At 66.7% G+C, this 14,376-nt stretch carries 15 protein-coding genes; 6 read left to right on the plus strand and 9 right to left on the minus strand.

From position 1 onward, the window contains the following. The 6 genes from AP428_RS20185 to AP428_RS20210 all read right to left on the minus strand — a co-directional run. A partial coding sequence (locus AP428_RS20185; RefSeq protein ID WP_156349339.1) for a twin-arginine translocation signal domain-containing protein occupies positions 1 to 207 on the minus strand: 207 nt, incomplete at its 3' end. Position 208: 1 nt separating this feature from the next. Then, positions 209 to 664 carry a (2Fe-2S)-binding protein gene (locus AP428_RS20190; RefSeq protein ID WP_006479019.1) on the minus strand — a complete coding sequence of 152 codons (456 nt, stop codon included), beginning with the start codon at positions 662 to 664 and terminating at the stop codon, positions 209 to 211. 150 nt (positions 665 to 814) lie between these two features. Continuing rightward, positions 815 to 1,114, minus strand: coding sequence for a putative quinol monooxygenase (locus tag AP428_RS20195; RefSeq protein ID WP_011547693.1), 300 nt, complete (start codon positions 1,112 to 1,114; stop codon positions 815 to 817). A 92-nt stretch (positions 1,115 to 1,206) separates the two neighbouring features. Continuing rightward, entirely contained in the window at positions 1,207 to 2,265 is a 1,059-nt protein-coding gene (locus AP428_RS20200) for an NADP-dependent oxidoreductase (RefSeq protein WP_011547694.1), read from the minus strand. A gap of 248 nt (positions 2,266 to 2,513) precedes the next feature. Beyond that, a complete protein-coding gene (locus AP428_RS20205; protein WP_011547695.1) occupies positions 2,514 to 3,134 on the minus strand; it encodes a TetR/AcrR family transcriptional regulator in 621 nt (206 codons plus the stop codon). A 169-nt stretch (positions 3,135 to 3,303) separates the two neighbouring features. Next, positions 3,304 to 4,323: a DNA-binding protein gene (locus AP428_RS20210; protein WP_011547696.1), complete on the minus strand. Its 1,020-nt coding sequence runs from the start codon at positions 4,321 to 4,323 to the stop codon at positions 3,304 to 3,306. Between the two features lie 414 nt (positions 4,324 to 4,737). Here AP428_RS20210 and AP428_RS20215 point away from each other — a divergent pair, with 414 nt between their 5' ends. Further along, entirely contained in the window at positions 4,738 to 5,019 is a 282-nt protein-coding gene (locus AP428_RS20215; RefSeq protein ID WP_011547697.1) for a hypothetical protein, read from the plus strand. Here AP428_RS20215 and AP428_RS20220 read toward each other — a convergent pair. Together AP428_RS20220 and AP428_RS20225 are read right to left on the minus strand one after the other, a co-directional pair. After that, positions 4,994 to 5,914: an alpha/beta fold hydrolase gene (locus tag AP428_RS20220; RefSeq protein ID WP_011547698.1), complete on the minus strand. Its 921-nt coding sequence runs from the start codon at positions 5,912 to 5,914 to the stop codon at positions 4,994 to 4,996. The genes AP428_RS20215 and AP428_RS20220 overlap by 26 nt on opposite strands. Positions 5,915 to 5,920: 6 nt before the next feature. Beyond that, positions 5,921 to 6,517: a membrane protein gene (locus tag AP428_RS20225; protein WP_011547699.1), complete on the minus strand. Its 597-nt coding sequence runs from the start codon at positions 6,515 to 6,517 to the stop codon at positions 5,921 to 5,923. A 403-nt stretch (positions 6,518 to 6,920) separates the two neighbouring features. Here AP428_RS20225 and AP428_RS20230 point away from each other — a divergent pair, with 403 nt between their 5' ends. The 3 genes from AP428_RS20230 (at position 6,921) to AP428_RS20240 (ending at position 9,788) form a co-directional block, all read left to right on the plus strand. Continuing rightward, positions 6,921 to 7,586 (plus strand): cation diffusion facilitator family transporter, encoded by a 666-nt coding sequence (locus tag AP428_RS20230; protein WP_011547700.1) that lies wholly within the window; start codon positions 6,921 to 6,923, stop codon positions 7,584 to 7,586. A gap of 451 nt (positions 7,587 to 8,037) precedes the next feature. Next, positions 8,038 to 8,445 carry a helix-turn-helix transcriptional regulator gene (locus AP428_RS20235; protein WP_011547701.1) on the plus strand — a complete coding sequence of 136 codons (408 nt, stop codon included), beginning with the start codon at positions 8,038 to 8,040 and terminating at the stop codon, positions 8,443 to 8,445. 2 nt (positions 8,446 to 8,447) lie between these two features. Continuing rightward, a complete protein-coding gene (locus AP428_RS20240; protein ID WP_011694736.1) occupies positions 8,448 to 9,788 on the plus strand; it encodes a type II toxin-antitoxin system HipA family toxin in 1,341 nt (446 codons plus the stop codon). Positions 9,789 to 9,946: 158 nt separating this feature from the next. On the opposite strand, the gene AP428_RS20245 is transcribed toward AP428_RS20240, so the two are convergent. Then, on the minus strand, positions 9,947 to 11,074 hold the full coding sequence (locus AP428_RS20245; protein ID WP_011547703.1) for a 4-hydroxyphenylpyruvate dioxygenase family protein: 1,128 nt from the start codon (positions 11,072 to 11,074) through the stop codon (positions 9,947 to 9,949). Between the two features lie 357 nt (positions 11,075 to 11,431). Between AP428_RS20245 and shiA the strand changes: the two genes are divergently transcribed. Together shiA and AP428_RS20255 are read left to right on the plus strand one after the other, a co-directional pair. Then, a complete protein-coding gene (shiA, locus tag AP428_RS20250; protein WP_011547704.1) occupies positions 11,432 to 12,739 on the plus strand; it encodes a shikimate transporter in 1,308 nt (435 codons plus the stop codon). A 204-nt stretch (positions 12,740 to 12,943) separates the two neighbouring features. Further along, complete coding sequence (locus AP428_RS20255) at positions 12,944 to 14,245, plus strand: UDP-N-acetylglucosamine 1-carboxyvinyltransferase (RefSeq protein ID WP_023477875.1); 1,302 nt, start codon at positions 12,944 to 12,946, stop codon at positions 14,243 to 14,245. The last annotated feature ends 131 nt before the right edge of the window (positions 14,246 to 14,376 follow it).

Raw genomic sequence — 14,376 nt, forward strand, 5'->3', positions numbered from 1 at the left:
ATTCGGCGCGAACACGCCGGGCTGCGCGGGTTCGGCTGCGTCACCGCCGATCACCGAGCGGCGCGCATCGTCGCCCGCCGCCGGCAGGCTGAAGCCGAGCAGCAAGCCGCCGCCGGCGGCCGCGCCGAGCGACATGCCGAGTTTCAGAAACGACCGGCGCGATACGCCCGCAGTCGCCCGACCTGCTTCGATCAGTCCTCGCGACATGTCAGGCCTCCTTCGCGGCTTGTTTGACGGCCGCGCGAATCCGGTGGTACGTGCCGCAGCGGCAGATGTTGCCGGCCATGGCCGCGTCGATGTCGGCGTCGCTCGGGTTCGGGTTCGACGCGATCAGCGCGGTGGCGGCCATCACCTGCCCCGACTGGCAGTAGCCGCACTGGACGACGTCGAGCTCGCGCCACGCCTGCTGGACCTTGTGGCCGGCCGGCGTCGCGCCGACGGCTTCGATCGTCGTGATCTTGCGGCCCGCGACGGCGGCGACCGGCAGCACGCACGAACGCGCGGCCACGCCGTCGAGATGCACCGTGCATGCGCCGCATTGCGCGATCCCGCAGCCGAACTTGGTGCCGGTCAGGCCGACGACGTCGCGCAGCACCCAGAGCAAGGGCATGTCGTCGGGGGCGTCGACCGAGCGGGTTTCGCCGTTGATGTTGAGGGTGATCATTCAGCCTCCGGGGCCGTTGTATTGGGGGAGCGGCGCGAACGACGCGCGCTGCGTCATGGGGTCGTCATCATCGCCGTTGCGTCGTGCGCAACGGGTGCCGCGCGGCCCGGGTGCGGGCGGGCCGCGGCGGTGGTGTTGCGTGCTGTGTCGTTACTCGGCCACGTCGATGCCCGCCAGCACCTTGATGAGCGGCGGTGCGGTGAACCAGTCGGCCGACTTCGTGCGGAACTCGCCGAAATACGGGCTCGCGAGGTGCGCGTCGAACGCCGCCTGGTCGTCGTAGATCTCGTACAGATGCAGATTCGGCGAACCGTCCTGCTCGCGGAACAGGTCGTAGCGCCGGTTGCCCGGTTCGGTGCGCGTCTTGGCGACCATGCTGCGCAGCTCGGCCTCGGCAGCCTGCGCGTGTTCGGGTTTCAGGAACAGCGAAGCAATCACGTGAAGCGCCATTTTTCACTCCTTTGAAAACGGAAACGAGCATGCCACAAGCCGGCGTCGTGCGACGCCAGCGTGCAACGGTCGTATGTCGTCGAGCGGCGGGATCAGGCCAGCTCGTCCGGGCCGACACGCACGACGACCTTGCCGAAATTCTTGCCGGCGAGCAAGCCGATCAGCGCTTGCGGCGCGTCGGCGAGGTCGGGAACGACGTCCTCGAGCGTCTTCACCTTGCCCTGCGCGACCCACTCGCTCATGTCCTTCAGGAACGGCGCATAGCCGGTTGCATAGTGATCGAGAATGATGAAACCCTGCACGCGGATACGCTTGCGCAGGATCGCGCCCATCAACGCCGGCACGCGGTCACGGCCGGTCGACAGCGCCTTGTCGTCGTAGGCCGCATCGTTGTAATGCGCAATGATGCCGCAGACGGGCACGCGCGCATGGTCGTTCAGCAGCGGCCATACCGCGTCGAACACGGCGCCGCCGACGTTCTCGAAATAGACGTCGATGCCGTTCGGGCACGCGTCCTTCAGCTTCGCGGCAAACGCCGGGTCGTGGTGGTCGACGCATGCGTCGAAGCCGAGTGTGCCGGTCACGTATGCGCACTTGTCGGCGCCGCCCGCGACGCCGACCACGCGGCAACCCTTCAGCTTGGCGATCTGGCCGACCACCGCGCCGACTGCGCCGCTCGCGGCCGCGACGACCACGGTTTCACCGGCCTTCGGTTCGCCGATCTTCAGCAGTCCCGTGTACGCGGTGAAGCCCGGCATGCCGAGCACGCCGAGCGCGTACGACGGGTGCGCGAAGTCGCGGCCGAGCGGGATCAGGTCGCGCCCGTCGGACAGCGCGTAGTCCTGCCAGCCGGCCCCGGCGACGACGAGATCGCCTTCGCGAAACGCCGGCAGGTTCGACGACACCACGCGGCTGACCGTGCCGCCGACCATCGGCTGGCCCAGTTCGGCCGGCGGCGCATAGGACGGCGCATCGCTCATCCGGCCGCGCATGTACGGGTCGAGCGACAACCAGACGGTGCGCAGCAGCACCTGACCAGGGCCGGGGACCGGCACGTCAGCGGTTTCGGCGCGGAAGTTGTCCGGTGTCGGTGCGCCGACCGGGCGCGAATTCAGGACGATCTGGCGGTTTGCGGTCTTGCTTTGCGGCATGTGAGCCTCCGTCAACAGGAATGAACGTGCGTCGTGGGCACGATCGGATCAGGGATGGACCAGCAGGAAGTGCGCGCCCGCGGCGGCATCGGCGGGCGGGCCGGTGCGGTCGCAAGCAGGCGGTTGGAACGATCGGGACAGCGTAACGCGGTGTGAAGCGTTCGGCTTGAAGCGTTCGTCATGAATGATTGAGTAGACCAGTCGTCTAGAGTTGGGGTAAAAACAAGGCGCGCCCCTGCGCGCCCGGATTACGACTGTGCTCCGTCATGCGCGGCCGGCGGCAGGTTCAGCATGCGCCGCGTTTCGGCCATCGCCCTTTCGAGCGGTTTGCGGTCGCGGTGAATCTTCTCCAGCAGCGTCGCGCCCAGCCACAGCTCGTACAGGATCGCGGCGGTGTACGACGGATCGTCGACGCCGCTCAGCGAACCGTCGGCGAGCCCCGCCTCGATGCCGCCGGCGAGCCGCTCGATGATCTGGCTAGTGCCGCGCCGCAGTACCGCGCGCATCGCTTCCGACAGATCCGACACTTCCGCGCCGAGCTTCACCGCGAGGCACTTGCCTTCCGGATCGTCCGCGCATTGCGTGTGCAGCCAGTTGCCCCAGTACGTCATCAGGCGCTCGGCGCCCGTGCCGGCCTGCTGCTTGAGCAGGTTGTCGAGATGCGCGAGATAGCCTTCGAAATACGATTCGAGCAGCGCTTCGCCGAATGCCTCTTTCGAGCCGAAGTAATGATAGAACGAGCCCTTCGGGATGCCCGCCGCGGCGAGAATCTCGTTCAGACCGACCGCCGAAAACCCCTTGTGGAGCATGATCGGCTTCGCGATGTTCAGGATGTGCTGGCGGACTTCGGCGCCTGAAGATGCATTCATGATGGCGTATGGTAGCAACGATTAGACCGGTCGTCTAGTAACGTCGAACCGGCATGTTGAGCGGCACTTTACCCGATCCCCGTCGCGCGCCCAATGCCTGGTCGGCGCGGCTCTCGCCTGCTCGTGCCGGCTGCGTGCGGCGCGTCATATCGGCGACTCGGTTTCGTTGTCAGCGCGGCGCTTCGTCGGCACGCTTTCTCGTCCGCGCCCTCCGCTCGCTGCGTTCGGCGGCCGGGACGGTCTTGACGCCGCGCAACGGTGGCCGGCGCATGAGCGCCGCCATCTCGCGCCTCAGCGCCTCAAGTTCGCGGCTGCGCGCCGCGTCGGTCGCCAGTGCGCCATCGAGCTGCCCCTGGAGCACGCCGCAGCGATGCAGCGCGTCGCCGAGTTGGGCCTGTAGCGCGGCCGTGTCCTTCCGCTGCTGCGCATCGCGCTGTTCCGCGCGCGATGTCGCCGCGTCGAGTTCCTTTTGCAAGCGCGCGGCCGCGAGCCGCTCGCGGTCGATTTCCTGAAGCGCCCGCTTCTCCGATGCGCGCAGGCGCTCCTCGGCGCGGCCCGCGTCGTCGCGCAACCGGTCGAGCTGGGTGGTGAAATCCGCGCGGGCCTCGGCGAGCGCGCGGTCGCCCTCCGCGTTGTCGGCCTTCAGGCGTTCGATCTCCGCTTTTAGCGCTTGGTGAGAGGCATCGTCCGCCGCCCTCGCCTGCTCGAGTTCCTGAATGCGAACCTGCGCGGCCAGCAGCGCGGCCGTGCGTTGCTCCAGCGCGGTTTCGGTGCGGGCCAGTTCGGCCTGCAGCGTCGCGACTTCCGCTTGCGCCGCCGCCCGCTCGGCCTCGACTTCCGCGCGCAGCGCATCGAGTGCTGCGGCCGCGTCGGTACTCGACCGGTTCCACAGCGCCGCGACCAGTTCGCCGGCCGCTGCCTGCAGATCGGCCGGCAGGTCCGGATGCTCGATGCGCACCCGGCTCTTTTCCCGCAGCTCGGCCCAGAACTCGCCGAGGACAGCCGTCGGCGTGCTCATGCTGCCCTTGCGAACGAGCTGGTACAGGCGATTCGCCGTCGGCGTGATGCCGAAGCGGAAGAACAGCAGTGCGCAGGCTTCGCGGTACAGCTCGCGCGTTTTCGGAAAGTCGGCCTTGAGACGCTCGATTTCGGCGGTCAGGCGGGATTCGTCGGCGGCGAGATCGGACATGGCGGGCTCTGAGGTAAATTCCGTAAATAATATAACGTAAACCGTCAAATATCCAATCAATCGAATAATTGAATTTGACATTATTTCTATAATGTCGAGATAAAAGATTCCCGGTCTGATATCGGCCCTTCGCGCTGTGCTGTTGGCCGCCCCGCCTTCGCCCAGCTTGGTGCCGAGCAACAACGCCGCTGCAACCGCCTCGAAAAACGTCAACATTGCGCGATTCGAAGCGGGCCACTTTGCGTTGCTTGGCCGGGGCAACGATGGAAAAACGGATGGCCGGCGCTGGCGAATACCTGGTGGTGCGGGTGATGCGCACGCCGCCGCATGCGACGCGGCCGGCCAGATCACGCAGGGCGCGTTGCCCGCGGCGGCTTTGGCGACGGGATTGCCGAACGGTGGGATAACGGCTGGATGATGGGCATCGCGAATCACGTGACGCGCGATGCGGCCGGCGTATCGTACGAAGCACGCGGAATTCGGCCGCACGCGGAATTCGACGTGATCCCGGACGATGCGTCCGACGCCGGTTATGGCCGCGCCGTACTGCGCGCCGCGACATTCGCCGGCGAAGCCGCGCTGTCGCACCGGATGCGGAGCACCATGCGCGCCCTACCAAACCAGCACGCGCGCTGGCGGCCAGAAGCGCGACGGGTCACGGCAGCGGCCTTCAACGGTTTGGCGCGGGCTCCCTGAAGAAATCGAGCAACTGGCGCGTCAGGAAGGCCGGATTCTCGTCCGGCAGCCAATGGCCCGTATTCGGCGCAACGGCTCCGCGCACATCCAGCGCCAGTTCCTTCGCCATGTCGAATTCCTTGGCGCCGTTGCTCTTGTCGCCGGCGAGCGCGAGCACCGGCATCGGGAGCTTGTGCTTCATGAACGCCTTGAACTGCGTCTCGTCCTGCGGGAACGCGCGATAGAGTTCGAACCCGGCGCGTAGCGCGCCCGGCGCCGCATAAGCGTCGGCGTAGACGGCGATATCGTCGTTCGACAACGCGACATGGGCCCTCTTCTTGTAGAAATCGAGAATGTAGGCGTGCTCCTTGCCCGCAATCAGCAGTTCGGCGATATCGCGCTGCTGATGCAATCCGAAATGCCAGATCTGCGGATCGGCACGGGCCTTCGCTTCGTCCCAGATGCGCGTGCCCGGCACCGGAACGTCGAGCATCGCAAGCTTCACGATCTCGGCAGGCCGTTGCGCGGCGTATGCGTACGCCACCATCACGCCGATGTCGCGGCCGACGAGGTGGATGCGCGTCGCGCCGAGTTGGCGAACGAGTGCGCGGATGTCGCCCGCCATCGAGGCTTTGTCGTAGCCGCCGAGCGGCTTGTCGGATTCGCCCGCGCCGCGGTAGTCGACCGCGACGACCCGATATCCCTCTTGCGCCAGCACCGGCATCACGTGACGCCACGTGTACCAGGTTTGCGGCCAGCCGTGCAGCAGAACCACCAGCTCGCCGTCGTCCGGGCCGCCGGTCACGTAATGGAGGCGCACGTCATCGACCTGCGCGTAGCGTCGGCTGAAGCGTCGATCGAAACCGGCCGGCAGGCCGGGCGCCGGCATCCCTGACATCGATGGTTCATTCTGCATGGGTCGTCATCCGTTGCTGTGTCGGTCGCTCAGGCTCTCGACCTGTTTCACGCCCCGGAGCAGCCATGGCCGAAGTTGCCTCGTGAGGAGCGGCATGATGATCCAGGTCAGCGATGAGGTCAGCAGCGCAGAGCTGAGCGCGAGTTGGACAGGACGCTCCAACGCTGGCAGGAGCGCATTCAGTAGGTACGTGATCGACAGCAGGACCGGGTAGACGGCCAGCCACGTCACGAGAAACGTCTTCCACTTCGGTGTAGCGGGCTTGCCGGCGATCGCGAACCACGCATCCATGCCGACCGCGGCGTCGCGATGTTCGTCCGATATCTCGTCGCCCTTCGCAATCAGCTTTCGCCGTTCCCCGGAGGACACCCACGCATGCAGGTGCGCCGGCGAGTCGAAGCGGTAAATCAGGTAGTTGATGCCGCTCGAATCGCTCAGGCGAACGTTTCCGAGGTGCCCCGGGTAACGCCGCGCCGCCGCGTCGATCTCGCGCGCCCAGTGATCGAATTGCCTTTCCCGCCCCGGATGAACGACGCGACTGACGACGATCGTGCTTGACTCACGCATCGTGTCGGACGGGGAAAGGCGTTGGCTGTCGTGCATCGGCTGCTGAAGCGAGTGGGCAATGCGTTTCGTCGCCTGACGGTGTCCGATGGCCGAGGAACTCCCTCGATACGCCGTCTGGGCCAACCTGCCGGGCTGTCGCGAAAGCAAACCACGGTCCTGACCGCACGCCGGCAGCGTCGCTCATCACGCTTTGGTACGCCATTGTGCGGCTTGCGTCGATGGGGCTGCAGCGTCATGCGATGCCGCTGAATTCGCTATCGAACGAACGTGCGCTGTAATTTTTTCAGCGCGATCGAAAGCGGTGAGCGCGGTGGGTTACCGGCCGGCGGATCGTCGTGCGCCGAATCCTGTCCCGGCGCCGTGGTTTCGTCTGTCATTTGCGTGCCACCGTCGGCCGGTAACGTCCGAACTCGTCCCCGATTCCGACAAGCGATCCGCCATGCAGCGCCCGTCGCGCACCACGCCCCACGTTTACGCAGCCACGTCCCGCGCCCTCGCCGTCAGCCTCGCGATCAACCTGCTGCTGCTCGCCGTCGAGACGGCGGCGGCATGGTCCGCGCATTCGTCGGGGTTGCTCGCGGACGTCGCACACGCCGCGATCGACTTGGCGGCCGATGCGCTGATCCTCGTCGCCTGTCGGCTCGACGCGCGCTTGCCGCCGGCACGTCGGCCGACTTACGAGCCGCTCGCGCTCGCGGGCCTCGGTGCGTTGCTGGCCGTAACCGGCGCGCAGATGATCTGGCATGCAACGACCCGGTTCGATACGCCACCCGTCGTGCAGCCGGGCGCGACCGCGCTCGCGCTGGTTGCCGTCACACTCGCCGGCAAGGCCGTGCTGTCGTACTGGATGCTGCGCAAGGCACGCGAGACCGGCTCCGCGCTGCTCGAGGCAAGCGGCTGGCACGTGCGGACCGATGCGCTGTCGTCGTTGCTCGCGGCGCTCGCGATGAGTGCGGCGCTGGTCGGCTTCGGCCGGCTGGACGATCTGGCCGCGTTCGCGATCGGCGCGCTCGTGATTCGCACGGGTGTCGGATTCATCCGGCGCGGCTGTGCGCAGTGGCCGGCACGGGCCGATTGGGCGAATCGCTCGACGCGCGGGTCGTGAACGGGGGGAGCCGAGCCGCTCGTTGATGCTCCGAGACGTCTGATCGACGGCACGGAAATAGAGAAGAGGCTCGCATCCCGCGAGCCTCTTTTGCGTGATGTCGCCATCGCCATGTAGTGCGTGACGCATCGATGCTGCTACCTCTCCGAACGACGCGACACTCCCGAGCAGAATCCACACGAGTGCCGCCGAGCAACGGCCATGGCATACAGCATGGGACAGTTTCGCGCGATCGAGTATCGGGACGTCTTGCATGGCGTGCCACGACGCACACGTATGCTTCGCGGGCGTCGTACGCGACAACCGCAAGCGGGATGATCGATCGGGTTCCGCGTAACAGGTTATTGTTTGTTTTTTGTTAATACAGCCTATGGTTTGTATTTTGACGATACATGTCATAGACTGTATTTTCCGATTACAAACGATCACCTGTCATCTCGCGGAGCGCCCGATGGCTTTTCCTGTCCAGACCCTGACCCAGTTGCGTCCGATCCTCGTCGGCTTCCGCAAATCCGCGGGGCTCACGCAGGCGCAACTGGCCGCTCGCCTCGGCATCACCCAGCAATCTTATGCTCAGCTCGAAGCCAACCCGTCGGCGGTCAGCATCGAACGGCTTTTCAAGGTGATGAACGCGCTTGGCGTTCGCATGATGCTCAGCCTCGACGAGCGGGATGCACCGGCGGAAGCGGCCGATTCGGCTTCCGCTGCCGAACCGGTGGCGCGCCGCAAGCCGGTCGCGGGCAAGCGCGGCACCACGGCCGCCAAAACCCCGACCGGGACCGCCGTCGGCGCTGCGCGGAGGCGCCCGACAGCGACGACTCGGACCACGCCACGCGTCTCGAAGCGGGAGGACTGGTGACGATGGTCGCACGCGCCCGCAGCGACCGGCTCGACCTGTGGATGAACGGCATTCCTGTCGGCTACTGGGAAATCCGGCGCGGGGTCGAGCGTCTCGTCTACCTGCCGGACTGGCTCGATGATCCCCAGGGCCGGCCACTGTCATTGTCGCTGCCCTTCACGCCCGGCAACCAGCCGCACCAAGGCGCGATCGTGGCCGACTACTTCGACAACCTGCTGCCGGACAGCGAGCCGATCCGCCGCCGCATCGCGCAGCGTTACCGGCTCCGATCGATAGCGCCGTTCGAATTGCTCGCGTCGATCGGCCGCGATTGCGTCGGCGCGATTCAAATGCTGCCGCCCGACGAGACCCCGGTCGATCTCGAGGCAATCGAAGGCGCGCCGCTCGACGACGCAGCCGTTGCCGATGTGCTGCGCCACGCGACCGCCACGCCACTGCCCGGCAGCGGAGAACCGGACGGCGACCTGCGCCTGTCGATTGCCGGCGCGCAGGAAAAGACCGCGCTGCTGCGTCAGCGCAACCGCTGGCTGCGGCCGTCGGGCAGCACGCCGACGACCCACATCTTCAAGCTGCCGCTCGGGCGCGTCGGCAACATGCAGGCCGACATGCGCACGTCCGTCGAAAACGAATGGTTGTGCTCGAAGCTTGTCGCCGCGTACGGCCTGTCGGTCGCGCCGTGCGAAATCGGCCGGTTCGACGATCAGAAGGCACTCATCGTCGAGCGCTTCGACCGTCGCCCGTCGCGCGACGGCTCGTGGATCCTGCGGCTGCCGCAGGAGGACATGTGTCAGGCGACCGGCACGCCGTCGGGGGCGAAATACGAAACGGACGGCGGCCCCGGCATCGAGACGATCATGGGCATCCTCGCGAATTCGGCCGACGCTTCGCGCGACCGGATGAATTTCTTCGTCGCACAGCTTGTATTCTGGGTGTTGGCGGCGATCGACGGCCACGCGAAGAACTTCAGCATCGCGCACCTGCCCGGTAATGCATATCGCAGCACGCCGCTGTACGACGTGCTGTCCGCGCATCCGATCATCGGTACGCGCCGCAACCAGATCCCGCCGCGCCGCGCCCGCCTGGCGATGGCCGTCTGCGGGAAGAACCGGCACTACGTGATCGGTGAAATCCAGCCGCGCCACTGGATCGCACAGGGCCGTCGTGTCGGCCTGACCGAAGACAATGTGCGGGCCGCGATGGCGGCCGTCGCAGCACGGACGGAGCCCGCGATTGCCGAAGCCGCCGCGCAGATCCCGCCGGACTTTCCCGCGGACGTGGCAGACGCGATCTTCGCGGGCATGCGTCGGCAAAGCCGCAACCTCGCGGCGGCCGATCCGGCGTGATGAATCGACCGGCCGCGACGGGCTGTCGGTCTTTGCTGCAGTACTTCGACCCTTGGTCGACGGGTAGCCCTGACAGGATCGAAGCAGTTACGTCGTCGCAGATACGGACATCGAATGCCCCCGCGCCGAACCGCTTGCCGGCCGCCGGCGCAGATCGTTCACCCGGCGTCGCGCGCGCGGGCGAGTGCCGCGAGGTTGCCCTCGCCGAACCCGTGGTGCCCCTTGCGCTGCACGATCTCGAAGAAAATCTCGCCGGGGCGGCGTTTGACGAAGGTCTGGAAGAACAGCCTCGGCACGCCGTCGCTGCCGATCTCGCCGTCGACCAGCACCGCGCGGCGGCGCAGCGCGTCGAGATCGACACCATGCGCGGGCAGCCGCGCATCGACGTCGTCGTAATAGCGTGCAGGCGGCTCGATGAACTCGACGCCGTTCGCGCGCAGGGCATCGACGCACGACAGGATGTCGTCGGTGGCCAGCGCGACGTGCTGCACGCCCTCGCCCGGATGGTCGGGCAGGTACGCATGCATCAGGTCGGTACGCCGCGTGCCTTCCTCGTAGACCGGAATCCGGACCGCGCCGCACGGCGACACCATTACGCGCGATTCCTCCGACACATGCCAGTGCGCGTCGATCTGGTGGATCTCGCGAAAATGCAGCAGGTCGTGGTAGAAATCCAGCCACTCCTGCATCCGTCCCGCGCCGACCGTTTGCGTGAAGTGGTCGACCTGCTGCAGGCCGACGCCCGCGCAGTCGAGATCGGTATGCGCGGTCGCGATGTCGATCGGCCGGAAATCGATGTCGAAGATGGAGATGTCGCCGACGCCGCCGCGCTGGCCGTCCCGCCCGCGCCAGCGGTCGACGAAATACAGGTGCGAATCGCCGATGCCCTGGATGGCAGGGATCTTCAGCTCGCCGACGCCGACCTTTTCGCCTTCGAACGCCCATGCTCCGAGCTGGATCGCGCGTTCGAACGCGCGCCGGGCATTCGCCACCCGCAGCCCGATCGCGCAGACGCCCATCCCGTACTCCTCCGCATAGCGCGCGGCGAACGAATCGGGCTCGGCGTTGATCAGGAAATGCATCTGCCCCTGCCGGTACAACGTGACGTTCTTGCTGACGTGCCGCGCGATCGCCTTGAACCCAAGCTGCTCGAAGCGTTGCGCGAGCGCGTCCGGCACGGGCGCCGCGAATTCGACGAATTCGAGGCCGGCCATCCCGAGCGGATTGGCGGCCGGATCGGCGACGGGCGGCGTATCGCTGGACAAGGGGTGGGAATTGCCGGGCATTCCAGTCTCCGGGGGCATGCGGTCGATGGGGAATCGGGCCTGTCGCGTGCGGCATGCGCGGCCGATGTGGCGGCCTCGCCTCCGCCCCGAACGGGCGAGTTGTCGATGCTGCAGATTTTAACCAGATCGTTCACGGCGGCACACCCCGGCCGAACGGGATATCGTCGCACCGCCTAGTGCAAACCCGGAAAGCGTTCGATAATCGCACGGATTTGAACGATAATCGCGCACTTTATCCGATTGGCCAATTGCCGCCGCGCGGTCCGCGCCCTATTCTCCGTTCACCCATCGACTTCAATGCAGCATCGGACGCGGCGCCGCCACGATCCACGATGCGCCGTGCCAGGAGACATCGCCATGACCCCCACCTTCGACACCCTCGACGCCGCCGCCGGCGCCCGTGCGCGCAGCCAGGCCCGCAAGGCCGCGATCGGCAGCTTCGTCGGCGCCGTCGTCGACTGGTACGACTTCCTGCTGTACGGGATCGTCGCCGCGCTGGTGTTCAATTCCGAGTTTTTCCCGAAAGTCAGTCCGACGATGGGCACGCTCGCGGCGTTCGCCACCTTCGGCGTCGGCTTCCTGTTCCGGCCGCTCGGCGGCATCGTGTTCGGTCACTACGGCGACCGGCTCGGCCGCAAGCGGATGCTCGTGCTGACCGTGATGCTGATGGGGCTGTCGACGGTCGCGATCGGCCTACTGCCGGCGTTCTCGACGATCGGCTGGTGGGCGCCCGTGCTGCTGGTGCTGATGCGCGCGATCCAGGGTTTCGCGGTCGGCGGCGAATGGGGCGGCGCGGCGCTGATGGCGGTCGAGAGCGCGCCGAAGCAGAAGAAGGCGTTCTACAGCAGCGGCGTGCAGGTCGGCTACGGCGTCGGGCTCGTGCTGGCCACCGGCATCGTCTCGATCCTCAGTCATACGCTCGGCGAGGCCGCGTTCAAGTCGTGGGGCTGGCGCCTGCCGTTCGTGTTCAGCATCGTGCTGGTGCTGATCGGGCTGTGGGTGCGCAAGAACATGGACGAATCGCAGGAGTTCGTCGAGAAGGTCGAGCACGGCAACCGCAAGCTCCGCCTGCCGGTGCTGGAAGCGTTGACGCGCCACCCGAAGGCGTTCCTGCTGATCGTTGCACTGCGGCTTGCCGAGCTGTTCACGATGTACATCGTCACCGCGTTCGCGCTCAGCTATTCGACGACGAACCTCGGCATGTCGCGCGACCTGTTCCTGAACATCGGCCTGCTGGTGGGCGCGGTGAGCTGCGTGACGATCCCCTGCTTCGCGTGGCTGGCCGATCGCTACGGCCTGCGCCGTATCTACCTGATCGGCGCGCTGATCGGTCTTGCGTCGGCGGTGCCGTTCTTCGTCGCGCTGGAAGCGCGGTCGATCGCGTGGATCGTGATCTTCTCGATCCTGTTGGCGAACGCCGCGCACGACATGGTCGTGAGCGTCCAGCAGCCGTTGTTCACCGAGCTGTTCGGCGCCGAATACCGCTACAGCGGCGCGGGTGTCGGCTACCAGTTCGCGAGCGTCGTCGGCGGCGGGTTCACGCCGTTCATCGCGGTCGGCCTCGTCAGCGTGGCCGGCGGTTCGTGGCACCTCGTCGCCGGCTACCTGGCGGTCGGTTGCCTGATCTCGCTGGTGGTCGCCGCGCGGATGCGGGCGGCGCGATGAGGTAATGTGCGCGTGGCCGGCCCGAGTCGCGGCCGGCCATTTCTCCATGCCGGACGACATTCGACCAGTCGCCTCTCGGGCGCGACGTCAAACACTGTCAGTTACGCGCGCCGATTCCCCCTTTTCCCGTCGGAACATGCCACGCCGCGTGCCGACCAATGGCATCATATGGGCCTACGTCAGTCACCGATACGCCCCCATATCATGTCGAATCTCATCGTCCACGGCGGCACTCCGCTGCGCGGGGACATCAAGCCGTCCGCGAACAAGAACGCCGTCCTGCCGATTCTGTGCGCCACCCTGTTGACCGATCAGCCGCTGCGCCTCGTTGGCGTGCCGGACATCACCGACGTGCGCAAGATCCTCGACATCTTCCGCACGCTCGGCAGCGACGTGTCGGTCGATTTCACGACGGGTCTGCTCGAGCTTCACCATCGCAACACCAAGTTCGATCCGGCGGTCCATCGGCTGCCCGAAGCGATGCGTTCGTCGATCATGCTGATTCCGCCGCTGCTCGCACGCTTCGGCGTCGCGCGCCTCGAGAACGACGTGAAAGGCTGCACGCTCGGCGTGCGCGAGATCGATCCGCACGTCGAGGTGTTCGAACGTTTCGGCGCGCACATCGAGCGCACGCCCGATTCGCTGATCGTCCGTACCGACGGCCCGCTGACGGCCAACGATCACTGGCTCGACTACGCGTCGGTGACGACCACCGAGAACTTCGCGCTGTGCGCGACGGCCGCGAACGGCACGTCGACGCTGATGAACGCGGCCTCCGAGCCGCACGTGCAGGAGTTCTCCCAGTTCCTCGCGATGATCGGCGTCGCGATCGAGGGCATCGGCACGTCGCGGCTATGCGTGACGGGCGGCGGCAAGCTCGGCGGCGGCGAGTTCCGCTTCGCCGAGGATTTCCACGAGATCGCGACGTTCCTCGCGCTCGGCGCGATCACCGGCGGCGACATCACGGTGCGCAACTCGTCGCCCGAGCATTTCCCGCTGATCGACCGCACGTTCGCGAAATTCGGCGTGACCGTCACGCACCGCGACGGCTGGTCGCGCGCGGAACGCGACGGCCCGCTGCGCGTGCGCCGGCCGTTCACGCAGAACATCCTGACCAAGGTCGAAGCCGCACCGTGGCCGTACCTGCCGGTCGACCTGCTGCCGATCTTCATCGCGCTCGGCGTGCGCGCGGAAGGCAGCGCGATGTTCTGGAACAAGGTCTACGACGGCGCGCTCGGCTGGTCCGGCGAACTGTCGAAGTTCGGCGCGCACGTGCTGTTGTCCGACCCGCACCGGCTGATCACGTTCGGCGGGCTGCAACTGACGCCGGCGCGCGTCGAGAGCCCGTACATCATTCGCGTCGCGATCGCGCTGCTGATGGTGGCCGCGAGCATCGAAGGCCGCTCGGAAATCATGAACGCGCTGCCGATCCGCCGCGCGCATCCGCATTTCGTCGAGAACCTGCGTTCGGTCGGCGCGAACGTCGAGTGGACGAGCAGCGAGTAAGGTCATGACGGATGCGACGCGCGTAACGGTCGCGTCGCATCCGGTTCCTCGGCTTTTCATGCCGTATCGGCCGCTTCCATGCGCGGCCGCGCAGCGTTCTGCCATCGGTTGTCATCGCTTACGGCAGCACA

Source organism: Burkholderia sp. E168m22 (genome assembly GCF_001319805.1).
In the GTDB taxonomy this organism is placed as follows: domain Bacteria; phylum Pseudomonadota; class Gammaproteobacteria; order Burkholderiales; family Burkholderiaceae; genus Burkholderia; species Burkholderia orbicola.